This window comes from Acidobacteriota bacterium, assembly GCA_020853395.1.
In the GTDB taxonomy this organism is placed as follows: Bacteria; Acidobacteriota; Vicinamibacteria; order Vicinamibacterales; family SCN-69-37; genus JADYYY01.
The window spans coordinates 286,274-309,917 of record JADYYY010000002.1 but is presented as its reverse complement, the minus strand read 5'-3'; the positions used below and the strand labels follow the sequence as shown (position 1 = coordinate 309,917).

Annotated in this window: 21 protein-coding genes, 1 tRNA gene and 1 pseudogene; 15 read left to right on the top strand and 8 right to left on the bottom strand. The window is 67.4% G+C overall.

Annotated elements, in window-relative coordinates:
- Positions 1 to 3: 3 nt before the first annotated feature.
- The gene (gene kdsB / locus IT184_01940) at positions 4 to 801 is read right to left on the bottom strand and encodes a 3-deoxy-manno-octulosonate cytidylyltransferase (protein MCC7007553.1); all 798 of its coding nucleotides are present in this window, start codon (positions 799 to 801) and stop codon (positions 4 to 6) included.
- A gap of 216 nt (positions 802 to 1,017) precedes the next feature.
- Between kdsB and icd the strand changes: the two genes are divergently transcribed.
- From icd to IT184_01895, 9 genes are all read left to right on the top strand, one after another.
- On the top strand, positions 1,018 to 2,235 hold the full coding sequence (icd, locus tag IT184_01935) for an NADP-dependent isocitrate dehydrogenase (GenBank protein ID MCC7007552.1): 1,218 nt from the start codon (positions 1,018 to 1,020) through the stop codon (positions 2,233 to 2,235).
- Between the two features lie 34 nt (positions 2,236 to 2,269).
- Complete coding sequence (mdh, locus tag IT184_01930) at positions 2,270 to 3,211, top strand: malate dehydrogenase (GenBank protein ID MCC7007551.1); 942 nt, start codon at positions 2,270 to 2,272, stop codon at positions 3,209 to 3,211.
- Between the two features lie 386 nt (positions 3,212 to 3,597).
- Complete coding sequence (sucC, locus tag IT184_01925; protein ID MCC7007550.1) at positions 3,598 to 4,758, top strand: ADP-forming succinate--CoA ligase subunit beta; 1,161 nt, start codon at positions 3,598 to 3,600, stop codon at positions 4,756 to 4,758.
- A gap of 85 nt (positions 4,759 to 4,843) precedes the next feature.
- Positions 4,844 to 5,722, top strand: a complete 879-nt coding sequence (gene sucD, locus IT184_01920; GenBank protein ID MCC7007549.1) for a succinate--CoA ligase subunit alpha — start codon at positions 4,844 to 4,846, stop codon at positions 5,720 to 5,722.
- Positions 5,723 to 5,779: 57 nt separating this feature from the next.
- A complete protein-coding gene (locus tag IT184_01915) occupies positions 5,780 to 7,618 on the top strand; it encodes a 2-oxoacid:acceptor oxidoreductase subunit alpha (protein ID MCC7007548.1) in 1,839 nt (612 codons plus the stop codon).
- A gap of 2 nt (positions 7,619 to 7,620) precedes the next feature.
- Entirely contained in the window at positions 7,621 to 8,661 is a 1,041-nt protein-coding gene (locus IT184_01910) for a 2-oxoacid:ferredoxin oxidoreductase subunit beta (protein ID MCC7007547.1), read from the top strand.
- Between the two features lie 67 nt (positions 8,662 to 8,728).
- Entirely contained in the window at positions 8,729 to 9,145 is a 417-nt protein-coding gene (ndk, locus tag IT184_01905) for a nucleoside-diphosphate kinase (protein MCC7007546.1), read from the top strand.
- Positions 9,146 to 9,159: 14 nt separating this feature from the next.
- Positions 9,160 to 9,354 carry a DUF2905 domain-containing protein gene (locus IT184_01900; protein MCC7007545.1) on the top strand — a complete coding sequence of 65 codons (195 nt, stop codon included), beginning with the start codon at positions 9,160 to 9,162 and terminating at the stop codon, positions 9,352 to 9,354.
- A 3-nt stretch (positions 9,355 to 9,357) separates the two neighbouring features.
- Positions 9,358 to 9,912, top strand: a complete 555-nt coding sequence (locus IT184_01895; GenBank protein MCC7007544.1) for a dCTP deaminase — start codon at positions 9,358 to 9,360, stop codon at positions 9,910 to 9,912.
- A gap of 87 nt (positions 9,913 to 9,999) precedes the next feature.
- Here IT184_01895 and IT184_01890 read toward each other — a convergent pair whose 3' ends face one another.
- The 5 genes from IT184_01890 to IT184_01870 all read right to left on the bottom strand — a co-directional run bounded on the left by IT184_01890 (position 10,000) and on the right by IT184_01870 (position 18,474).
- Positions 10,000 to 10,800, bottom strand: a complete 801-nt coding sequence (locus tag IT184_01890) for a hypothetical protein (GenBank protein MCC7007543.1) — start codon at positions 10,798 to 10,800, stop codon at positions 10,000 to 10,002.
- A gap of 102 nt (positions 10,801 to 10,902) precedes the next feature.
- On the bottom strand, positions 10,903 to 15,303 hold the full coding sequence (locus IT184_01885) for a hypothetical protein (GenBank protein ID MCC7007542.1): 4,401 nt from the start codon (positions 15,301 to 15,303) through the stop codon (positions 10,903 to 10,905).
- 191 nt (positions 15,304 to 15,494) lie between these two features.
- Positions 15,495 to 17,084, bottom strand: a complete 1,590-nt coding sequence (locus IT184_01880) for a hypothetical protein (GenBank protein ID MCC7007541.1) — start codon at positions 17,082 to 17,084, stop codon at positions 15,495 to 15,497.
- Positions 17,085 to 17,201: 117 nt separating this feature from the next.
- On the bottom strand, positions 17,202 to 18,008 hold the full coding sequence (locus IT184_01875) for a DUF1194 domain-containing protein (GenBank protein ID MCC7007540.1): 807 nt from the start codon (positions 18,006 to 18,008) through the stop codon (positions 17,202 to 17,204).
- A gap of 250 nt (positions 18,009 to 18,258) precedes the next feature.
- The gene (locus IT184_01870; GenBank protein ID MCC7007539.1) at positions 18,259 to 18,474 is read right to left on the bottom strand and encodes a hypothetical protein; all 216 of its coding nucleotides are present in this window, start codon (positions 18,472 to 18,474) and stop codon (positions 18,259 to 18,261) included.
- A gap of 143 nt (positions 18,475 to 18,617) precedes the next feature.
- Between IT184_01870 and IT184_01865 the strand changes: the two genes are divergently transcribed.
- The 5 genes and pseudogenes from IT184_01865 to IT184_01845 all read left to right on the top strand — a co-directional run bounded on the left by IT184_01865 (position 18,618) and on the right by IT184_01845 (position 21,161).
- Entirely contained in the window at positions 18,618 to 18,791 is a 174-nt protein-coding gene (locus tag IT184_01865) for a hypothetical protein (GenBank protein MCC7007538.1), read from the top strand.
- Between the two features lie 100 nt (positions 18,792 to 18,891).
- Positions 18,892 to 18,968, top strand: a tRNA-Met gene (locus IT184_01860).
- Between the two features lie 399 nt (positions 18,969 to 19,367).
- Positions 19,368 to 19,645, top strand: a pseudogene (locus tag IT184_01855) (HigA family addiction module antidote protein).
- Between the two features lie 506 nt (positions 19,646 to 20,151).
- Complete coding sequence (locus tag IT184_01850; protein MCC7007537.1) at positions 20,152 to 20,700, top strand: DUF937 domain-containing protein; 549 nt, start codon at positions 20,152 to 20,154, stop codon at positions 20,698 to 20,700.
- 38 nt (positions 20,701 to 20,738) lie between these two features.
- Entirely contained in the window at positions 20,739 to 21,161 is a 423-nt protein-coding gene (locus IT184_01845) for a LysM peptidoglycan-binding domain-containing protein (protein ID MCC7007536.1), read from the top strand.
- A gap of 356 nt (positions 21,162 to 21,517) precedes the next feature.
- On the opposite strand, the gene IT184_01840 is transcribed toward IT184_01845, so the two are convergent.
- Positions 21,518 to 22,492, bottom strand: coding sequence for a TIM barrel protein (locus tag IT184_01840; GenBank protein ID MCC7007535.1), 975 nt, complete (start codon positions 22,490 to 22,492; stop codon positions 21,518 to 21,520).
- Between the two features lie 23 nt (positions 22,493 to 22,515).
- Positions 22,516 to 22,941, bottom strand: a complete 426-nt coding sequence (locus IT184_01835) for a hypothetical protein (GenBank protein ID MCC7007534.1) — start codon at positions 22,939 to 22,941, stop codon at positions 22,516 to 22,518.
- A 20-nt stretch (positions 22,942 to 22,961) separates the two neighbouring features.
- Between IT184_01835 and IT184_01830 the strand changes: the two genes are divergently transcribed.
- Positions 22,962 to 23,618: a hypothetical protein gene (locus tag IT184_01830; GenBank protein ID MCC7007533.1), complete on the top strand. Its 657-nt coding sequence runs from the start codon at positions 22,962 to 22,964 to the stop codon at positions 23,616 to 23,618.
- Positions 23,619 to 23,644 lie beyond the last annotated feature (26 nt).

Here is a 23,644-nt window from a genome sequence, read left to right as displayed (position 1 = left end):
GGGTCATGGAGCCTGACCCGCGGCCGCGAGCGAGCGCGCGCGGTCGAGGTCGTCTGGCGTGTCGATCTCGACGGTGTCGATCGTGGTTTCGACGGTACCGATCCGATAGCCGTGCTCGAGCGCGCGCAACTGCTCGAGGCTCTCGGCGCGCTCGAGCGGTGTCGAGGGGAGCGCCGCGAAGCGGAGCAGGAATTGCCGGCGGTAGACGTACAGCCCCAGGTGCTTCCAGCGCCGCGGTGTCGGCTGGCCCTCTCGCGTGAAGGGGATCGGCGCGCGGCTGAAGTAGAGCGCGGCGCCGTGCTCGTCGACCACGACCTTGACGACCGACGGGGCGAGCAACTCCCGCACGTCCGTGATCTCCCGCCGGAGGGTGCCCATGACGAGCGCCGGCGTGTCGCGTACGAGCGCGACCGTCGCATCGATCGGTTCGGGTGGCAGAAAGGGCAGATCGCCCTGGACGTTGACGACGAGATCGCTGTCGAGCGCGGCTGCCACTTCCGCGAGCCGATCCGTGCCGCTCGCGTGATCGGGTCGCGTCATCACGGCGGTTCCGCCGAACGACGCCACCACGTCCGCGATCCGCTCGTCATCGGTGGCGACGAGCACGGCGTCGACCGTGCGGGCCTCGCTCGCCCGGCGGTACACGTGTTCCACCATCGGCCGCCCATCGATGAGCGCCAGCGCCTTCGCGTGAAGGCGCGTCGAACGATACCGGGCGGGGATGATGGCGACGACGCGAGCAGAACGGAAGGACGGTGCCAGTCCAGACGGCGTGACTACGGGCACGGCAAATCTTAGCATGGCCGCCGCGCTGCGACCCGCGTCGCCGCGCGTCCTATAATGTGCTGTCGCAGCGCGAGGGTCGCACCAGGTTGGTGCAATCCGTTCCCGTCAGCGGAAACTCTCGACAATTCCCCCAGGGGCGCAGAGTTTTCCACAAAGTTTTCCACAGTTTCTGTGAAGAACCTGTAACGGCGAACAGGGACGTGACCTAAAACGCGTTCGAGCGGAGAGACGATGTCAGCGACAGCGATTCAACGACAGAAGGACCGGCTCGTCGTGCCGGATCACCCGATCATCCCGTTCATCGAAGGCGATGGCACGGGACCGGACATCTGGCGCGCGAGCGTGCGCGTGTTCGAGGCTGCCGTCGAGAAAGCGTACGGCCGCACACGCCGCATCGAGTGGCTGGAAGTGCTCGCCGGCGAGAAAGCGTTCAACCAGACCGGCAACTGGCTGCCCGAGGAGACACTCGACGCGTTTCGTCGGTACCTGGTCGGCATCAAGGGGCCGCTCACGACGCCCGTTGGCGGCGGCATCCGCTCGCTCAACGTCGCGCTGCGCCAGGAGCTCGACCTGTACGTCTGCCTGCGCCCCGTGAGGTACTTCGGCGGCATGGAGACGCCCGTGAAGCGCCCGGACCTCGTCGACATGGTGATCTTCCGCGAGAACACGGAAGACATCTACGCCGGCATCGAATTCAAGGAGGGCTCGCCGGAAGTGGAGGAGTTCAAGAAGCTCTTCGCCGGCGCATTCCCCAAGCTGTACAAGAAGATCCGGTTTCCCGACACCACCGGCCTCGGGATCAAGCCCATTTCCCGGGAAGGCTCGGAACGGCTGATCCGCGCGGCGCTCGAGTATGCGGTCGAGCACAAGCGGAAGAGCGTGACGCTCGTCCACAAGGGCAACATCATGAAGTTCACCGAGGGCGCCTTCCGCGACTGGGGGTACGCCCTGGCGAAGCGCGAGTTCGGCGGGACCGAGATCGACGGCGGCCCCTGGTGCGCCCTGCCGAGCGGCATCGTCGTCAAGGACGTGATCGCGGATGCGTTCCTGCAGCAGATTCTGACGCGGCCCGCGGAGTACGACGTGGTCGCGACGCCCAATCTGAACGGCGACTACATTTCGGACGCGCTCGCCGCCCAGGTCGGCGGTATCGGCATCGCGCCCGGCGCCAACATCAACTACATGACCGGCCACGCGATCTTCGAGGCCACCCACGGGACGGCGCCGAAGTACGCGGGACAGGACCGCGTCAATCCCGGATCGGTGATCCTGTCCGGCGAGATGATGCTGCGCTTCCTCGGATGGACCGAGGCGGCCGATCTCGTGATCGCGTCGCTCGAGAAGACGATCGCGGCCAAAGAGGTCACCTATGATCTCGCGCGGCTGATCTCCGGCTCGACCGAGCTGAAGACGTCGGAGTTCGCCACCGCGATGATCCGCCACATGTAGCGGGCGCACGCCCCTTGCCATTGGAGAGCTCGAGATGAATCGAAGAGTCACTGTTGTGGGAGGCGCCGGCAACGTCGGCGCGACGGTCGCGCGCGCGATCGCCGTCAAGAGCCTGGCCGACGTCGTCATCGTCGACATCGCGGCGGAGAAGGCCGCCGGCATCGCGCTCGACATCTTCCAGGCGTGTCCGATCGACGGGTCCGACACGCGGGTCATCGGCACGAACGACTACGCGGCGAGCGCGGGCTCGGACGTCGTGGTGATCACGTCCGGCGTCCCGCGCAAGCCGGGCATGAGCCGCGACGACCTGCTGCAGGTCAACTACAAGATCATGCAGACGGTGACCGAACAGGTCGTCAAGTACTCGCCGGATGCCGTCATCGTGCCGGTCGCCAATCCGCTCGACGCGATGTGTCAGGCCGTGTACCGGCTGAGCGGCTTCCCGCGCCAGCGGGTCGTTGGCATGGCGGGCGTGCTCGACTCGGCGCGGGCGCGCACGTTCATCGCGATGGAGCTCGGCGTCTCGGTGCAGAACGTCCATGCGTTCGTGCTGGGTGGCCACGGCGACACGATGGTGCCGCTGCCGCGCTACTCTACGGTCGCGGGGATTCCGCTCACGGAGCTGGTCACCATGGGGCGGTTGAGCCAGGCGAAGCTCGACGAGATTTGCACGCGCACGGCCAATGGAGGGGCGGAAATCACGAAGCTCGTCGGCACGAGCGCGTGGTTCGCGCCCGGCGCCGCGGCGGCGCAAATGGTCGAGTCGATCCTCGGCGATCGCAAGATGGTCCTGCCGTGCTCGGTGTTCCTCGAAGGCGAGTACGGCGTCCGCGACCAGTTCCTCGGCGTGCCGGTCCGGCTCGGGAAGGGCGGCGCCGAAGAAGTCGTCGAGATTACGCTCACGCCGGATGAGCACCGGGCGCTGATGAAGTCGGCTGCTGCCGTCAAGGAGTTGACGACGGTGATCGGCGTCTAGGCAAGGTTTGTGTCCGGCAGCGTCCGAGCTGTCGGAATCGACACCCACGAACAAAACGGGCAGCGGAAATCTGTCTCCGCTGTCCCCGTTTTCGTCCTTGACTATTTGCCGGACGAGGCACACAGTTTGCACTATCGTCGTCCGGGAATTTCGGTCATGGTGCCTTTCGTCAGCATTGTCGGGTGCGTGCTGATCGCCGTGGGCGTGTGGCAATCGGTGGTGTCGCTCCACCGCGATCGCCCGCGCTTCTGACGCATCGCCGCTCGAGTTTTCGGTCCTTCCCGCTCCTCTCCGCCGTCGTCGGCCACTGTGTGGTGCTGTGTACATCTGCGCGGCTGCGCGGCGAGTTTGCCACTGACGTGCATTCCCGGTAGACTCCGCGTCCGATGAAGATTCACGAACATCAGGGAAAGGACATCCTTCGGAAGTTCGGCGTGCCGGTGCCGCGCGGGACGGTCGTTTTCGCAGCCGAGGAGGCGCGCGCCGCGGCCCAGGAGCTCGGCGGCGGTACGGTCGTCGTGAAGGCGCAGATCCATGCGGGGGGGCGCGGCAAGGGCGGCGGTGTCAAGGTCGTGAAGGGCGCCGATGCCGCTGCGGCGGCCGCGCAGGCCATGTTGGGCATGCGCCTCGTGACCCATCAGACCGGCCCCGAAGGGCGTGTCGTCGGACGCGTGCTGATCGAAGAGGGGCTGGCGATCGCCCGCGAGCTGTACCTCGGCCTCGTCGTCGACCGCGCCAGCGAACGCGCCGTGATGATGGCCAGTCCCGATGGCGGCGTGGAGATCGAGAAGGTCGCCGAGGACACGCCCGAACGGATCTTCAAGGCCGCGATCGACCCCGGGCTCGGGCTGCAGGCCTACCAGGCGCGCGCCCTGGCGTTCGCGCTCGGCCTGACCGGCGATCAGGTCGGCAAGGCCGTGCGGTTGATGCAGGCCGTCTACCAGGCGTTCATCGCCACCGATGCGTCGCTCGTCGAGGTGAACCCGCTCATCGTCACGGCCGGCGGGGATCTCATCGCCCTCGACGCGAAGCTCACCTTCGACGACAACGCGCTCTATCGTCATGCCGACATCAAGGAGCTGCGCGATCTCTCCGAGGAGGATCCGCTGGAGATCGAGGCGTCGAAGCACTCGCTGAACTACATCAAGCTCGACGGCACGATCGGCTGCATGGTCAACGGCGCGGGCCTCGCCATGGCGACGATGGACATCATCAAGCTCGCGGGGGGCGAACCGGCGAACTTCCTCGACGTTGGCGGCGGCGCCAGCGCGGAGCAGATCAAGAACGCCTTCCGCATCCTGATGTCCGACTCGAGCGTGAAAGCCGTGCTGATCAACATCTTCGGCGGCATCCTGCGGTGCGACGTTCTCGCGCAGGGCGTGATCGCGGCGGTCCAGGATCTGGGCGTGCGCGTGCCGATCGTCATCCGCATGGAAGGCACCAACGTCGAGTTGGGCAAGGAGATGCTGCGCAATAGCGGCCTCAACTTCACGACGGCCGACACGATGGCCGAGGCCGCCGAGCGCGTCGTCGCCCTCGGAGGCTGACGGGCGAGGGCACGCATCGCGAGAAGGCAGGCGCCGTGAGCGTTGGAGAGAGGCCTTCGGCGCGCTGAGAAGAAGCAGACAACCAATGGCAGTACTCATCGATCGATCGACGCGGCTCATCGTCCAAGGGCTGACGGGCCGTGAGGGGACATTTCACGCGAAGCAGGCGCAAGCCTACGGGACCAACGTCGTCGGAGGCGTCACGCCCGGCAAGGGAGGCACGACGCACGAAGGTTGGCCGGTGTTCAACACGGTGGCGGACGCCGTGCGGGCCACCGGTGCGAACGCGTCGGTGATCTTCGTGCCGCCTCCCGGCGGCGCCGATGCCGTGATGGAGGCGGCCGATGCCGGCCTCGACCTCGCCGTGTGCATCACGGAGGGCATTCCCGTCCTCGACATGCTGCGGGCGATGCCGTTCGTCCGTCGCTCACGGATGCGGCTCATCGGTCCGAACTGTCCCGGTCTGATCTCGGCCGGCCGCGCGAAGGCTGGCATCATCCCGGGCCACATCTGCCGCGAAGGCCGCGTGGGCATCGTGTCGAAGAGCGGCACGCTCACCTACGAGGCCATCCACCAGCTCACGACGCTCGGTCTCGGCCAGACGACGTGCATCGGGATCGGCGGCGACCCGCTCATCGGCACGTCGTTCATCGACGCGCTGACGCTCTTCGAGGCCGATGCGGACACCGAGGCGGTCGTGCTGATCGGAGAAATTGGCGGCAACGCTGAGGAGCTCGCCGCCGACTTCATCAAAGTGCACGTGACGAAGCCCGTGGTCGGGTTCATCGCGGGACAGACGGCGCCGCCAGGGCGGCGCATGGGACACGCGGGCGCGATCATCGCGGGAGGAAAGGGCACCGCCGCCGAGAAGATGGCGGCTCTGCGTGCCGCCGGCGTGCGCGTCGTCGCCAGCCCGTCGGACATCGGGCGAGCGACCGAGGAGGCCTTGGGCGCCAGACGATAGCGGTATACTGAACGGGATCGTGCGCTGGCCCTTTTGACGACCAGCGTGCCCTACCGCATGAGCGTACCGTCCCCGGCCAGTCAGACCGAACCCCAGCAGTCTGAGGCTTCGGTAGTCAACGACTTCACCATCCAGGTCGCCACCGTCAACGGGTCCGGCAGTCAGACCGCGAACCTCGTCTTGCTGCGATCCCTCTTTCAGATGGGGATCCCGGTCTCCGGCAAGAACCTGTTCCCGTCGAACATCGCGGGCCTGCCGACCTGGTACACCATCCGCGCCAACCATCGCGGGTACATCGCCCGGAAGAAGGAAATCGATTTCCTCGTTGCGATGAACCCCGAGACCGCGAAAGACGACGTCCTCGCGCTCGATGCGGGCCGCGCCGTCGTGTACGACGAGCCGCTCAAGCTCGACGCGCTGCGCGACGACCTCACGTTCTACCCCGTCCCGTTCGACAAGATCGTCGCCAGCGTCTGCTCCGACGCGAAGCTGCGTCGTCTCGTCAAGAATATGATCTACGACGGGATTCTCGCCGAGCTGCTCTCGATCGACATCAAGGAGATGGAGCAGGCGCTCGCCAGGCAGCTCGGCAAGAAGCCCAAGGCCATGGCGCTCAACCAGGCGGCGCTCGAGGCCGGCAAAGCCTGGGCGGCCGAGCACCTGACGAAGCGCGACCCCTATCGCGTTGCGCGGATGAACAAGACCGCCGGCCAGATCCTCGTCGAAGGCAACGCCGCGTGCGCGATGGGCTGCCTGTTCGCCGGCGTGACCGTCGTCGCGTGGTATCCCATCACGCCGTCCTCGTCGCTGCCCGAGACGCTGATCTCCTACATGCGCAAGTACCGCATGGACAAGGCGACCGGCAAGGCGACGTTCGCGATCGTGCAGGCGGAGGACGAGATCGCGTCGCTCGGCATGGTGATCGGGGCCAGTTGGGCTGGCGCGCGGTCGATGACCTCCACGTCGGGGCCGGGCATCTCCCTGATGTCGGAGTTCGCGGGGCTGTCGTACTACGCCGAGGTGCCGGCGGTCGTCTTCGACGTGCAGCGCGTGGGCCCGTCGACCGGCTTGCCGACCCGCACGGCGCAGGGCGACCTGCTGTTCGCCGCCTTCAACTCGCATGGCGACACGAAGCACGTGCTGCTGCTGCCCGCGTCGGTGGCCGAGTGCTACGAGATGGCGATGGACGCGTTCGATCTCTCCGAGCGTCTCCAGACGATCGTGTTCGTGCTGAGCGACCTGGATCTCGGGATGAACACCTGGATGTCCGAGCCGTTCGCCTACCCGGAGAAGCCGATCGACCGTGGCAAGGTCCTCGACGAGGCCAAGCTGCGCGAGCTGGGCGCCTCCTGGGGGCGCTACAAGGACGTCGACGGCGACGGCGTTCCTTGGCGGACGATCGCGGGCATGGGCGGGCCGGCATTCTTCACGCGCGGGTCCGGCCACAACGAGATGGCCGCGTACAGCGAACGGCCGGACGACTACGTTCGCAACATGGATCGGCTCGCACGCAAGTTCGACACGGCCCGCACGCTCGTGCCGCAGCCGATCGTGGAGCTGGATCCGAAGGCGCGCGTCGGCATCATCGCGTTCGGATCGAGCCACTGGGCGGTGGACGAGGCGCGCGACCAGCTCCGCGAGGAAGCCGGCCTGCACACGTCGTATCTGCGGCTGCGGGCGTACCCGTTCACGCCGGCGGTCGACGACTTCATCCGCCGGCACGATCGCGTGTACGTCGTCGAGCAGAACCGGGATCATCAGATGCTCAGCCTGCTGCTCACGGACGGCGAGGCCGCCCACGCCGTCCGCCTGCGGAGCGTGCTGCACTACAACGGGCTGCCGATCGACGCCCGCAGCATCACCGACCGCGTCCTCGAGCAGGAGAAGGGCAGCTAGCCATGGCCGAGACCCCTGTCGCTCCCCGCAAGACCAACCGCATCAACCTGGACGTCTCCAGCTATCGAGGCAGCAAGACGACGCTCTGCGCCGGCTGCGGGCACAATGCCATCTCGGAGCGCATCATCGACGCGTTCTTCGAGATGGGCGTCGATCCGAAGCGCGTGGTGAAGCTCTCGGGGATCGGCTGCTCGAGCAAGAGCCCCGCGTACTTCCTCAATCCGTCGCACGGGTTCAACTCGGTGCACGGCCGCATGCCGTCGGTGGCCACGGGCGCGATGCTGGCGAACGCCGGGCTGCTCGCGATCGGCGTGAGCGGCGACGGCGACACGGGCGCCATCGGCATCGGACAGTTCGTGCACCTGATGCGTCGCAACGTCCCGCTGATCTACATCATCGAGGACAACGGCTGCTACGGGCTCACCAAGGGGCAGTTCTCGCCGACCGCCGACCTCGGCTCCAAGGCCAAGAACGGGGTCGTCAACGACCTGCCGCCGATCGACACGTGCCTGCTGGCGATGGAGCTCGGCGCCTCGTTCGTCGCGCGGTCGTTCTCAGGGGACAAGCAGCAACTGCTGTCGGTGCTCAAGGCGGCGATCTCGCACCGCGGCACGGCGATGATCGACGTGATCTCGCCGTGCGTCACCTTCAACGATCACGACGGCTCGACGAAGAGCTACGCGTACGTGAAGGACCACGAGGAGCCGCTCGGCGAGATCAGCTTCGTGCCGTACTTCCAGGACATCACCGTCGAGTACGAGCCCGGCTCGACCACCGCGGTGCGCATGCACGACGGCTCGCAGCTCTATCTCCGCAAGGTGGCGCCGGACTACAACCCGTCCGACAAGCTCAGCGCCATGCGTCTCCTGCACGAGACGGCGCGGCGCGGGGAGTTCGCCACGGGGGTCATCTACATCGAGCCCGACAAGGACGACTTCCTCGACCTGCTGAACCTCGTCGACGAGCCGCTCGCGACGTTGCCGGAATCGCGCGTGCGTCCGCCCAAGGCCGCGCTCGACGAGCTGATGGACGCGTTGCGGTAGCGGCGGCGGTCCTGGCGGCAGGCCGGAGATCGGAACCGCCCTGTCTTCGATGTAAGATCGCCCGGATATGAACACCGAGCGAACCTTCGCCATCATCAAGCCCGACGCCGTCCGCGCGCAGAAAGCGGGACAGATCCTCGCGCGCATCGAGCAGGCCGGCTTCGTCGTCCGGGGCCTGCGCCTCACACACCTGTCCAAGCGGGACGCCGAGGGCTTCTATGCCGTGCACAAGGCGCGGCCGTTCTTCGGCAGCCTGACGGATTTCATGTCGTCCGGGCCGTGCATCGTGATGGTGCTCGAGGCATCGGGCGCGATCCAGAAATGGCGGGCCCTGATGGGCGCGACGGATCCCGCGAAAGCCGACGCCGGCACGCTCCGGAAGGAGTTCGGCACGTCGATCGAGTTCAACGCGACGCATGGATCGGACGCGCCCGAGACGGCGGCGTTCGAGCTCGGGTACTTCTTCCGCGGCATGGAGCTCTGACGCGGGCCGATGCCATGGGGCGCGCGCTGATAACCGTGGGCGTTGTCCTGGTGGTGGCCGGCCTGCTGGTGCAGATGGGCCTGCCGCTCGGCCGGCTGCCGGGCGACATCCGGATCCAGCGCGGCAATTCGACGTTCTACTTTCCTCTCATGACCTGCATCGTCGTCAGCGTGGTGCTGTCGGTGATCGGGATGCTGCTGCGGCGGTGAGCGATGCCGATCAAGGCCGACAGATGGATTCGCCGGATGGCGCTCGAGCACGGCATGATCGAGCCGTTCGTCGACGACCAGGTTCGCGCAGGTGTGGTCTCCTACGGGCTGTCGTCCTACGGCTACGACATCCGCGTCGCGGACGAGTTCAAGGTCTTCACGAACATCAACAACACCGTCATCGACCCGAAGAGCTTCGACCCGCGGTCGTTCGTGGACATCAAGTCGGACGTCTGCATCGTGCCGCCGAACTCCTTCGCGCTGGCCCGGACGATCGAGTACTTCCGGATCCCGCGCGACATCCTGACGATCTGCCTGGGCAAATCGACCTACGCGCGGTGCGGCATCATCGTGAACGTCACGCCCTTCGAGCCGGAATGGGAGGGCTTCGTCACGCTCGAGATCTCGAACACGACGCCGCTGCCGGCGAAGATCTACGCCAACGAGGGCATCGCGCAGGTGCTCTTCCTGCAGAGCGACGAGGTGTGCGAGCGGTCGTACGGCGACAAGAAGGGCAAGTACCTGAAACAGTCCGGCGTGACGCTGCCGAAGATCTGACAACGCCACGCCGGCCTGCGGCTGCGCGGCGAAGCCCCTGGCAGCCGTCTGAACTGAACCGCCACGAGCCTCGCACGCCTCACCGTTCTATTCCGATCCGAAGAAGAACAGGCCCGTGATTCCGACCGTGCTCATCCCCGGGTAGTCCATGCCTCCGCTGAGCCGTATCTTGAGCTGGGGTACGACGATGACCGAGACGCCGACCTCGACCTTGCCGAGCGGGATGAAATTCTTTTCGTAATTCAGGATGCGCCCGAAGGGCTCGGTCCCGGTGCCGGTCGGCGTCGTCACTTCTTTCGACTTGACCCCACCCGTGCACGGGTCGCTGTCCGGGCCGTAGTCCGGGAACTTTCCCGGGGGGAAGGTGCAGGTGAACGTCGTGTGGAAGGAACGCGTGCTGTAGCTGCCGTCGCCCTTGCCGATGCCGCCCGCGATGTTGATGCCGATCTGCACGCGTTCGGCAATCGTCACGAACGAGAAGAACTTGTTCACTTCGACACCCGTGATTCGGAGATCGCCCGGTGTGACCTCCGAGTTGTCGCCGGTGCACGCGAGGATGAAGGGCGCGGACGAACCCGTCGAGCCGCCCTGGCACCCGTAGCCGTCCGACTGCGTGACCGTGTCGCCTTTGTCCAACGCCCGGCGGACGAACGAGACGCCCCAGTCGCCCGACAGACGCCGCCCGCGGACGATACCGATGCGGAACTCGGAGCCGGAGATCCCGAGGCTGTCCTCGTTGATCACGAGGTTCTCGAAGTCCTTCAACGATCCGCCGGTCTCCCACTTCGGGATGAAGCCGGCAGCGGCTCCCCAGTGCGAACGGTCTTGAGCCTCTGCGGCGACCGTGCACACCCCTAGCAGAACGAACGCGGTCACGACGTGTTTCATGTGGAGTCCCCCTCCGGGCGCGGAGTCTACACCGGACCGGGGCGGTGCCGACAGAGCGCCGGCGAAATTCCCGACTTTCTTGGGATCGCGGCGGCTCAGGCCTCAGGGTGCCGTGGCGGTGGCCAGCGCGGCGCCTTGGAGGGTCACGTTGCCGCCTCCGGACACCTGGGTCCACGTGAGGACCAACTGCTGGCCTGGTCCAGACCGGTACGTCACGACATAGGCAGCGTCGTACTGGCCGGCACCGCCGACAGCCGGGCTCGTGTAGATCGGCGCGGAGTTGTCCGAGAGCTGCACGCTGAGCTGGCCGGTGGAGTTCCATCCGCCCACGTAGAGCGTCAGCGTCCGGCTCGTTTCGTCGGCCGGCGCCGTGATCCGGAATCCCGTGCCCGCGCCCGTCTTGTAGACGCCGCTCCGGTTGGAGCCGGCGGTCGTCGGCGTGCCGCCCGACCATGTCAGGGTCCGCGCGTCGTTCGTGTAGGCGGTCACCGGCCCGCTGCCGACGACCTGGAACGTGGAGATCGAGCCGCCGCCGTCGGCTTTGTGGTCATAGCCCGGCCAGCGAGCCCAGTCGATCGTGCCGGTGCCCGACAGGTCGATCGTGAGGCTCACGGGGATGGCGCTGACGGACAGCTCGCCCGTGACGCCCGCTGGCTGGCTGTCGGCCAACGACGCGGCCTGCAGCGTCACGTTCCCACCGCCCGACGCCTGCACCCACGACACTTCCAGCACCTGACCCTCCGCTGCGGAGTAGGTGAGGGAGAAAGTTGCGTTGTACTGCCCGCTGGACGTACCGACCGGGCCGCTCGTGTAGTCGGCCGCCGAGCCGTCGCTCAGGTGCGCCTGGAGCTGCCCCGTCGAGTTCCAGCCGCCGACGTAGACGATGAGCGTGCGCGTGGTGCTGCGGGCGGGGGCGGTGATGCGGAACCCCGTGCCTGCGCCCGACTTGTACAGGCCGCTTCGACTCGTTCCGGCCGGTGTCGCGCCATCACTCCAACTGATCGTCCGCGGGTCGTTCGTGTACGTGTTCACGGCCCCCGAACCGACGACCGTGTAGTTGCTGATCTGGTTCTGGCCCGTGTTCTTGTGGTCGAAGCCTGGCCAGCGGGCCCAATCGCTCGTGCCCACGCTCGTCAGGTTCACCAGCGTGCCGGACGACAGCAGCGCGCCCGTGAGCGAGCCAGTGCCTGGCGGCGGCGGAGGTGGCGGAGGCGGAGGTGGAGGTGGAGGTGGCGGCGGGGGAGGCGGTGGTGCGGCCGCGGACCCGGCATCCTGCCCCGACAGCGCGCTCGTGCCTCCCGGACCAGACGCGGTGACGCCGTAGAAATAGGTCGTGCCAGCCACGGCGGACGTGTCGACGAGCGCGGTGGCCGTGGACGTGCCGATGGCGTCACCTTGCACGCCGGCCACTGCCGACCGGTACACCGTGTAGCTTGCCGCGCCACTCACGGCTGCCCAGGTGATGGCCACCGTCGTGGCCGTCCCGTCGCTGGCGCTCACGCCCGATGGACTCTGTGGGGGATTCGGAGCGTCGGCGCCGGCGACCGCGGCCGCTTGGAGCGTGACGTTTCCTGGCCCGGACGCTTGGAGCCACGAGATGACGATCTGCTGGCCCGGCGCGGCGCTATAGGTCAGGGCATATGCGGCATCGTACTGGCCGCTCACGTTCCCAACCGGGGCGCTCACGAAGTCGGGCGCCGATCCGTCGCTCAGCCGTGCCGTGAGCTGGCCCGTCGATCGCCATCCGCCGACATAGACGTACATCGTCCGCACGACCTCGTCAGCCGGGACCGAGAGCCTGAAGCCGGTGCCCGCGCCCGTCTTGAACACGCCGGCCTGACTCGAGCCCGCGGCCGTGGGTGTGCCGCCCGACCATTGGATGGTGCGAGGATCGTTCGCGTAGTTCGAGACGCCGCCTGCACCCAGGATCGCGAACGTGCCGATCTCGCCCGTCCCGCCTGCCTTGCGGTCCGACCCCGGCCAACGTGCCCAATCCCTGGTGCCGACGGCCGCGAGATCGACGGGCGACGTCACGGCGAGCACGCTTCCGGTGAGCTGCGCGCTCGCGGCGGGCCCCGTCGCTCGATAGCCGGCGTCCTGGGTGGACGGCTGGCTGGTGCCCGCGACGTTCGTGGCCGTGACGCTGTAGTAGTAGGTCGTGCTCGGCGCCGCCGTCGTGTCGGAGAACGAGGTCGCCGACACCGTGCCGAGCGCTGTGCCCTGGACGCCCGCCGTCGGCGAGCGATAGACCGTGTAGCTCGATGCGGCGGCGACCGGGTTCCACGTGACGTCCACGGCCGCGCCGGACGTGCCGTCGGTTGCCGTGACGCCGCCCGGCGTGCCCGGCACTGCGGGCAGCGGGCCGGCCAGCGCGACCGCCTGGAGCGTCACGTTGCCCGAGCCCGACTGCTGCGTCCAGCTCACCACGATCTGACTGGCCGTGCCCGCCTTGTACCTGAGCGTGTACACGGCATCGTAGGGCCCGGTGTCCGACGAGAAGCTCGCATCGGTGTAGGGCGCGCCCGAGTTGTCGGCGAGCTCGGCCGTGAGCTGGCCTCGCGATCGCCAGCCACCGACGTAGAGCTTCAGCGTGCGCTCGACGGCATCGGCCGGTGCCGTCACCATGAAGCCATTGCCCACCGACGAGATGAACACGCCGCTCGTGTTGCTGCCGACCTGCGCGGGTGCCCCGTCCGACCACGAGACGGTACGAGGATCGTTGATGTACGACTGGACGGTGCCGCCGCCGACGGGCGTGAACGGGCTGATCTGTGCGCCGCCGGTGGCCTTGCGATTGCCTTCCGGCCACTGCACCCAATCCCAGGCTCCGGCCTGGGTGAGATCTGCGGGCGCGGCGGACGGCTCGCCCTGGCCGAGGATTTCGCCGCCGGTCGGCGGGGTGTAGGAGTCGAGCAGACCGAACACGTGCAGGCGATTGGAGAACGACGCCATGTACACGCGCCCGTTCGCCACCGTCGGCGGCACGGTCTTGGCGAAGTTACCCAGGCGATCGCGCGCCGCGTTCTGTTCGCTGTTCCAGATTTCCCGCGTGAGGTCGCTCGCGTCGAACGCGCGAAGTACGCCCGACACGACGGCGAGCTCGGCGTCGGCGGCAAGGGGCAACGACGCCCAGACGATGCCCGAGCCGGCTGCCGAGCCGCTCGCCGACAAGCTGAGGAACCCTCCCGGCATGCCCGGCGGCGCCTGAACGAGGCTCTGGCTCGTCGGCGTGGTCGTCAGTGTCGAGCCATTCAGCCGGTAGGCCTTGAGGCGGTCGTCTTCGCCCCACACGTAGAGATTGCCGCCGGTGGCGTCCTGCCAATGCACCGGGCTACCGTGGATGTGTCCGGAGCCTCCGTGATGACCGGGGCCCGTCACCTGGAATCGCTGGACGGCGCCTGCGTCGTTGCTGGTCAACCGGCCGAGCGCGCCCGTGTTGAGCAGAAAGAACTGCCCGGCCTTGCCCGCGCCCAGAACGTAGCTCGTGTTGGGGATCAGAAGGGGACCGGTGGATCCGAAGTCGAGATCGTCGGCGTTGAGCGCCGCGTAGTTCGCCGGGATGAAGTAGTCGAGCACCTGCAGGGCCGGGCTCAGCTTGAGCACCGCCTCGCTGTAGTCGCGCCCTGCACCGGTGACCGCCACCGTGCCGTTGCCCGTCGTGACGTACACCTCGCCGGCATCGCTGATGGCCGGCGCCTGGCCCGACTGCCAGATCCCGCCCTGTGAGCCGTTCGGCGTGACGCAGAAGGCCGCGACCTGCTGCAGCGTCGCCGCGTCGTACGCCATGAGCCAGCCGTGATACGGGTCGGCGTCGCCGTGCGACGCCCAGCCGATGTACACGAGGCCGTTGCCGAGCGCGAGGGCCATGCGCTGGTTCTGCCGCAGCGGATTGAACGTGATCGTGCCGTTCGTCTGGTCGTAGCCGCTGCCCGACACGGTCGCCTGGATCAGCGTCGGACCGCCGAACTTCTCGGCGCCTGTCGAGACGTCGAGCGCGTGGAGGCGTTGGCGATACGCCGTCGAGCCTCCGGTGGTTTCCTTCGTTCGGGCGACCACGTACAGGGTCCCGGTCGCGCGATCGATCACGGGCGTGCCCATGATGCCGATGGGGCCGGGGCTGCGGATGTTGGGCCGCGGCTGGGCGTCGGCGGCGGGCACGGGCACGACGCCGGCGGCCGGGTTGTTGAAGTTCACGTGCCAGAGCGGCTGCGAGTTCGGGCCCAGGTTGTCGTCGGCGTCGAACGCGTACACCGAGTTGTTGGTCGTCGCCACGAACACGACGCTGTGCGTGCCCCTGCCGGGAATCGTGACGTTGCGCAGGACGAGCGGCTGCGTGTAGATGTCGGCGTCGACCGAGTAGCTGAACAGCCGGCCGAACTGGCCGGTGTTGACCGTCGAAACGGTGAGCTGGGTCTCCTGGAGGTTCGCGCCGGTGCGGCCGTTGTCGTTGTGCTGCGTCCAGACCTCGACCTGCGCGAGCGCGGGCCGCGCCGCGGCCAGCATGCCGAGAGCGGCGAGAGCGATTCGGGCGAGCCGAGTGGCGCGCGAGCGCGGCCGACGCGACGTCGGCAGATGATGAAGACGGATCGGGAATGCGTTCGAAGTCATGCGTACGGGCGACAATTGGCGCCGCTCACGACGCCCAGTCCGAGCCTCAACGAGCGGAAGGCCGATGTTTTCGATGGCCGGCCGCGTCAGCGTGTCGCCAAGCGAAACGGCCTCTTCGTCTCAGCAAGACTGATGCCCACGCCGGGCCCACCGGCCGAGTCGGGCGTTCGTTCAACGCGCTCGTAGATTCGAAACGCTGGCCGCTCGAGCACCACCGCGTAGGCGCCCGCGAGCCGCGCCCACAATTCGGGGAACTCGCGCGTCGTGTCGCGGCCGCGCGGCCACGGTTTGTCTTCGGTCGTGATCTCGACGACGAACCGCGGCGGCCTCTGGGCGAGCTCGAGCAGGAACTCGCGGCGGAGGCGCTGTATGTAGTCCGTGCTCACGTGATGGTAGAAGTGGAAATCGTAGAGGAACCGTGTGGCCAGCGGGGCACGCGCGAGGAGCATGCCGTGGACCGCGCCAGCGGTCCAGTCGAGCGGTTGGACCGTGTCGCCCGGTCGCAGCCGCTCGCCGAGGAACGTGGCGATCTCGTCGGGCAGCCCACCCTTGGGAGGCGGCCTCCTGCCGCCGCTGAGCCAGGCACCTCGCACTTGATCTGCCGCGGTGATCGCTTGGCCCGTCAGCATGAACAGGACGAGGATCGCCGGAACCGCGGCGCGCCATCCCGGTGTGACCGCGCGGGCGGGCTCGAGCGCCAAAGAAGCCGCGCAGATCGCGGCGTACTGGAATGGGATCCAGTGGTAGGTCCAGAACTGGCCAGCGATCGCCGGGTAGACCGCCGCCGCGGCGAGCAGCCCGACCATCGCCCGAAGCGCCGGCCGCTCGGTGCCTCGCTCGGCGGCTGCGGCCACGCCGACGACGGCGAGGGGCGTCATGAAGACGCTCAGGCCGTCTACCGTCGATTTGACGATGTAGAGCCATCGGCCCAGGCCGGCAATCGGCTCGAAATCGCCGGTCATGTGGGTGTAGAGCGGCCAGTAGTTCGACGCGATGTCGAGGAACGGGCTCAATGCCCCGGTTGCGAATAGGTAGGCGGCTGCCGCCGTGATCGGGAGCAGAGCGCCGGCACCGAACAGGAGCAGGCGCCGCACGAGCGGAGGGCCGTCCGTGAGAAGGCCGAGCGCGGGAAGGGCCAGCAGCACGAACTGCGGTTTGATCAGCATCGCCGTGCCGGCGAGCAGTCCGACACCGCCAACGCGTGCCGCGAGGTATCGGCTCGACCGCATCGCCGCCAGCGCGTAGGTCAGCGTGACGGGCACGAGCCCGAGATACTCGCGCTGGAGGCTGAGCCTGGGGCCGGCGTTGAGGTACCACAGCGCGAATCCCACGGCCGCGGCCGCGGCAGGCAGGCGTCCGACCCGGCGCATCCAGACGACGGTCGAGAGGGCGAGCGTGCACAGGCAGAGCAGGTCGAACAGGCGGAAGCCCCGATCCTCCCACCCGAACACGCTGGCGGCGCCGGCGAGCAGGAAGTAGGTGCCGGGCACGTTCATGTCGAAGAAGTCTCGGTAGGGCACCGCGCCGTGGGCGACGAGCCGGGCGGCGTACATCATGATGGGCGCGTCGTGCTCGGCGCGCCAGTAGAGCGAAGCCACGGCCGCGGCGCACGCCAGGGCGGCGCCGGCGGTGACGAGGAGGAGCGCGAACGCGACGATGACGCGCCGAGCAGGCATGTGGATGCTTGACGAAGAGACCATCCTACGCGCTGCGCCGGGTTTCGGTTGGATGCGGAGGCGAAAAAGAAAAGGGCGGCGTCGTGTGACGCCGCCCTCAGAACGTGCTCGATTCGGCTAGCTGTCGCGACGGCGGTTGCGGAGCCGGCGGAACATCATCGCGGCTCCGGAGCCGAACAGCAGCAGCGTGCCGGGCTCGGGAACGGCACTCAGCTCCGCCTGCAGCTTCGAGTTCAGCGTCGTCGCGAACTGCTCCGGGGTTTCGGCGATGACCACGAATCCACCAGGTGTAATCAGGTTCGCGGTGTAGTACGACGACAGGAACGCGCCCGTCAGGTTGTCCGATCCGGCTCCGACGTCGGGGATGGCCAGCGCGTTGATGGTGATGCCGGCGGCGGCCGCGGCGTTGCGAGCGTTCTGAACGATCGCGACACAATCGGGATCCGAAGCCGGGGAATCGCCGGAGGGCCCACCCGGGGATGGGCAGGCCCCGCCGGGGCCGGTTCCATCGAGTGGCAGGTTCTGCAGGCCGTCGCTCGAGATGTCGATCGTCAGCCGGAGACCTTCGAAACCGTTCGTGGCGAAGCTACCGGTCGCGAGGTTCACCGCCGCGCCGATGTTCGTGTTGCCGAACGCCACCGAGCCCGGCTGGGTCAGGCCACTGCTGAGCGCGGCGGCGAAGGCCGCCGATTCTGCCCCGTTGCTGATGCCCGTCCAGCTCGCGACCTGCGTCGCGAGCGCCAGCCCGCCTCCCGTGTTGCCGCCGAAAATGAACGCCGACGCCGCGAGCGTGCCGAGGCCGCTGTTGACGAAGTTGTACACGACGCCACCCGGGCTGAAGGCATCGACGTAGGCTTGTTTCTGTAGCGCGAAATCAGTCGAGCTGATACTCGTCGACGCATCGATGACGAGGGCCAGCTCCAATCCAACCGGCAGCGCGCGCGCTGGACGAGCTCCGGCCACGAAAACCGCCGCGGCGGCGAGACCAATCGACAAGAACCGGCGCATGTATCCTCCGTCGAACCCCTGGGGAGTCCGGCAGCATGATAGCGATTCGCATGCCATGCACGATTTTGAGATCTCTGCCGCTCAGCCGTGTGATTTTGATCGCCAGCCCGCCTGGAAGGTCTTCGGTGGTCAGCCTTTTGTCTGCACGGCTTTTCGCATCGTCCGATCAGAGCTCACGGGCACGTGGGGCGACCTGATCCCGACGAGCCTGCTCGTAGCCCATGCTTGGCCACGTCTCGCGGCGCTTCTTCTCGCTCATCGCGACCTCGACCGACGTCGCGCGTTGCGGGTCTCGAAGCGTTTGCCGAAGTCGGCGCGGCCGCGCCGACGCGAACGGCTGGTTGTCGTTCGGCACACCGAGCGCGTCCGGAACGTGGGGCACCGTCGTGGCGGCAACTGCCGGTCGAGCGTGGCGTGCGATTCGGATCAATCCTGCGGTCGCGTTGCGAGTCGAGTGATCCGGAGGGCGCGATAGCAGGCACACGAAGTCTGCCGAGGGCTCGTGGCGGGGGTGGGTCGGCCCGTATGGCGCACGTGATGATTGCTGAACCCGATGCTGTCCATCACGAACGCGACGATCGCAGGCTCACCGCGCCGAGTTTGCGCCAGGTTCACGCATTCTCGGCGATTGCGAGCTCAGTCAGTGCCGACCTGCACGCGGGAGTCGAGCTGAATTCTGACGGCAAGGCGACGGCCTGACTGCTCGTGACCTGCTTGGATCGCATTCGAGCGTCGAAGGGAGAGACGCTCGCCATGCCATTGACCCGCGACGGTGTGTGCACTACGATAGGAATCTCGACGCGGGGTGGAGCAGTCCGGTAGCTCGTTGGGCTCATAACCCAAAGGTCGCGGGTTCAAATCCCGCCCCCGCAACCAATTCAACTTGCAGCGAAGAGGTCGCCAGTTCCTGGCGACCTCTTCGCATTTATGGCGGCCAACAGCGTGGCCGCCAGATTGCCCTTCAGCTCGATGCTGAGCCCATCGCCGTCGGCGTCATGACGATGGCGTCGATGATGCCTCGGAGCGCCTCGGTGGCCTATCGCTCGGCTGCCCGCATCGCTCTGGCGGGTGATTCAGCGGAAGCTGGAACGCGTGAACGCCGCCGTCCCGTCGTTCCTCGTGGACCCGCCGGCGAACCGGCAAGACGCGCTCGATGGCGACCAGAAGGGCGCCACAGCATTCGGATCAACGACCAGTATCACGTGACGTTCCGCTTCGAGGAGGGGGACGCCTACGAGGTGCGCGTTGAGGACGATCACTGACGAGAGGACGGGGATGATGCTGCTGCCAACGAACCGACCGCCAACGCATCCCGGCGAGATGCTCCTCGAAGAGTTCCTGAAGCCCCGGGCGCTCTCGCCAACCGAGGCCGCGGCGCGCGTGGGATTCCGCTGAACCGGCTGAACGAGATCGACCGTGGCAAGCGCGGCATCACCGCCGACACGGCGCTGCGGCTCGCGAGACTGCTCGGGACCGATGCGCTGTCGTGGTTGAACCTCCAGAACGCCTCGGACCTGTGGCATGCGCAGCGGGCGATGACGCCGAGCGCATGAGCGACCAGAGCGCATCGTCAAGAAGCAGGCGATGTGGTCACCGGCGAGAAGAAGAAGCTCCAGGCCGCGCTGGCGAACATGACCCGGCCGAGATGGTGGCGGACCAGCTTGCCGAATGGCTGAACCGGGCGGCGCGGCGAAAGACGCATCGCGCTGACGCGTGGCGATACCGCCATGCGGTGGAGCGGGGGTGCCGGCAGCAGGGGAACCTGACGCGTCCCCTCCACTTCAACGGGATGACGCTCACACCGAGGAGTAGCAATCGAGTGCGCACGTCGGCCTCGGGCGCGGCGACGACTACCGAGAGCCTTCCGTCGGATGAGGCCGCGAATCAAATGCGAGCAGACGTTTGCCCGGAGCCCACGACACCGGCCTTGCGCGCCTCGTAGCGTTGAGCGATGTGTGGAGGCGGGCTTTCGGCCACGCGCGCCAATGGAGAGGTCGACATGCTCGGCGAACGAGCGTAGAGTGATGATCCCCCAGCGCTCGCGCTGCAAGGAGGTCGCATGGATATCCTCGACGCCATCGTCAACGCGCAGAGCGGCGCCGCCGTTCAGCAGCTCGGCGCGCAACTGGGTCTCGGGCGTGAGCAGACGACGAACGCGCTGTCGGCGCTGCTTCCCGCGCTCGCCGCCGGCGTCCAGCGCAATCTCGGCCAGACTGACGGACTCAGCAGCCTGGCGGCCGCGCTCGCGTCCGGCAATCACGCGCGCTTCCTCGACAATCCTGCCATCCTGGGTCAGCAGGCGGCTGTCAGCGAGGGGAACGGCATCCTCGGCCACATCCTGGGCAGCAAGGAGGTGAGCCGCGAGGTCGCGAGCCGCGCTGCCGCCGAAACCGGTGTCGGCACCGACGTGCTGAAGCGCATGTTGCCGCTCGCAGCCGCGCTGATGATGGGCGCGTTCTCCAAGCAGGCTGGCCGCAGTCATGGGCTGCCGGCTGGCGCCGGCAGCGCTGGCATTGCGGCGATGCTGACGCCGTTGCTCGACAGAAACCGCGACGGTTCGATCGTGGACGACGTGACGTCGATGATCGGACGCTTCATGAAGTCGTGAGGATGGGTGCGGATGGCTCCGCACTGCTACTCGATCACATGGGCGCAAGACAGGAGGTCTCCATGAGCCTGCGAGACATGTACAGCTACGCCATTCAAACCGCCAAGGGGAAGTTCCACGGAAACGCAGAGGAACGCGACGGCAAGCTCCACTGGAAGGGCACGGTCGCCACCGAAGCCGAGAAGAACGAGATCTGGAATGCCATCAAGACCATTCCGACCTGGCAGAGGGATATCGTTGCCGACATCCAGGTGACCGGCGGGCCCGCGGCCGCGGCGCCAGCTCCAGCGGCGGCGCCCGCGCAGAAGACCTACACGGTCAAACCGGGCGATACGCTCAGCGCCATCGCCAAGGCGCACCTCGGCAGCGCGAACGCCTACATGCAGATCTTCGAGCTCAACAAGGATCAACTGTCGGATCCGAACAAGATCAAGCCTGGGCAGGTGCTGCGTCTACCGTAGCGCGCCGCATCGTGCCGGACCCGCGCGCGGAATCGCGCGCGGGTCGGAACGTCATCTTGCGTCGCCCGAACCTCACACGACGAACACGCGGGCGCGACGAAGATCTCGTGCGGTTCCCGTACACTCGACCGTGGGGGCGCGGAGGAACGCGATGTGTCAGCGAGTGCAGTGTCCGAAATGCGGTAAGCCGACGTGGGCGGGGTGCGGACAGCACATCGAGGAGGCGTTGCGCGGCGTGCCGATGGAGCAGCGCTGTCAGTGCGAGCGCAAGCGGCGGTCGTCGTTTCTGAGCCGCTTGTTCGGGCGGTGAAGACACCGGACGGCCGCGACCGCGCAGCCGCCCGGCGTGGATCGATCTACAGGTTGGCGAGAATCGCGTTGTAGACGATCCGCACGGCTGGATGCGTGCGGACTTCCACCGAATAGAGCCCTCTGTAGCCGAGGCTCTCCGTGAATCGCACGGTCGCGCCGATGTCCCAGTTCGGGCTGGACTTGACGTGCATGTTGCCCGACGACCTCGGAAACAGTCCCTTGATGGCCCGGTTGAGCTCTTCCTGGTTGGGCGCCGCGACGTTCCCGATGTCGACGTTCGAGTACGCGCCGGCATCCTTGATGACCCCGGCGAGGAATTCCCACGGCAGCATGCCGAGCTGCTCGCGGCTGGCGCCGACGGTGCCGCGAGTCTCCGCCGAGACCTTCACGTTCTTCGTCCTGCCATAGTCCACCATCTGCTTCCAGGCCGCCACGGCGTGGGCGCGCGTCGACGGATTCAGCTCTGCCTGCTGCTGGTTGACCATCACCCGCGGGCATCCAAGCAGCACGGCGTTGTCGATCCACTTCTTCGTGCGGTCGATCGCCTGCTGGCGCTTCGCGGCATCGGATGTCGAGATGTTCTGGTCTGCGAACTCCAGATTGATCTGGCTCATCTGGACCTTCTGCTCGTCGAGGCGCGCCTTCAACTCGCGGAAGATCGCGGGATCGCCGTCGATCGGACCCGTGGCGGGATCTGGCGCGGCGAGGTGCCGGTGCTGATACTCGATGCTCCGAACGCCGTAGGTGTCGACGTACATCTTCGGGAGATCGAAGATCGTCATCGTCTGTTCCGGCGTCGGGTTGGCCGTCCACGGCGTCCGCAGCGTGTCGTCGAAACACAAGGTCATCAACGAGACCCGCGCGAGCTTGTCGGCCGAGACCTGGGCGGGACCGCCGATGCGCCCAGGGCCGCCTGCCCGGCCCTGGGCCGGCGCCTGACCCGCCAGCACGACGCGGCCGAGTGTAGATGCCGCGCCCACACCCGCGGCTGCTCCGAACAAGAACGTTCGACGATGCATGATGGCCCTCCGGCGTGGGCGGATTATGCCACGCGTTCGAGCAAACCGCGACGATTGCGCCAGATGCCCGGGTCGCGCGCGAAGCGCGACCCTGCGTTCGTGCGCTGCCGCCTCACATAGAGCGCGAGGGATGTTGGCTGACGTGTGTGCGCGATCGAGGCGACGATCCCTGTTGCGCGCCGTCGTCGCCGCAGCCCATCGTGCGCGGACGTCGGCGGAAAAAGAAAAAGGCCCGTCTTTCGACGGGCCTGATGAATGTCCTGGCTCCCCAGCACGAACACGACGTTAATCGCCGTGCCCACAGGGCACTCGCGTTCCTGTAGAGCAAGCACGGTGCCATGCGTACCAAGATATCGATTTGCGAGGAAGGCCCTCTCAGGAGGTCCAAGGGCAGTGACGTGCTCATAGTGAGTAGCGCGCCGCACCGCGAACGCCGCCTCGTTGCCCATCGCTCGATGTAGACTCCGCCATGCGTTTGCGAATCGGCGCTGTCTTCTGTGCGGTGCTGCTGCCGACGCTTGCGACGGCGCAGTCCCGCGACGGGAAGCTGGCGTTGGCGGGCGAGCTGCAATGGGCGCACATCACGGAAGATGAGGGGTTTCTCGGCGCGGGCCCTGGTGGCGCGATCGGGATCGAGTACCACGCGACCGCGTCGTTGGCCCTCGGCGTCATCGTCGAAGGCGTTCGTCATGTTCGCGACCTCGACGCCGCGGCCGTCGCCGTCGATCCGGCGGGACGTCTCGTTCCGCTGCCTTACACCGTGCGGTGGAAAGGCACGGCGACGTTCGTCATGACGCGGCTGTCGCGTTCGTTCGGCGTCGCGGACAGGACCGCCCGGCCGCTCGTGTGGGGTTCGCTGGGGCTGATGCGGCACGGCGGTACGACGCGTGGACCGATCGCATTGCCGAACGTCCCTGCCGGATACAGCCTCCAGCCTGGTGATCTCGCAACGACCGAAGGCCGCTCGTCGTTGGCATCGGCGTTCGAAGGCGGTGGCGGCGTCAGCCTTCACGTATCCGACGGCTGGACGCTGCAGCCGTTTGGAGCGTTCCGCTTCGTCATGACGGGGAACGCCGGTCCCAAGTACATCTTCCGCACCGGCGTCGTCGTCGCGTTGCGTTTCTAGCGAGCTCGGCGCACGAACGCGGCTCG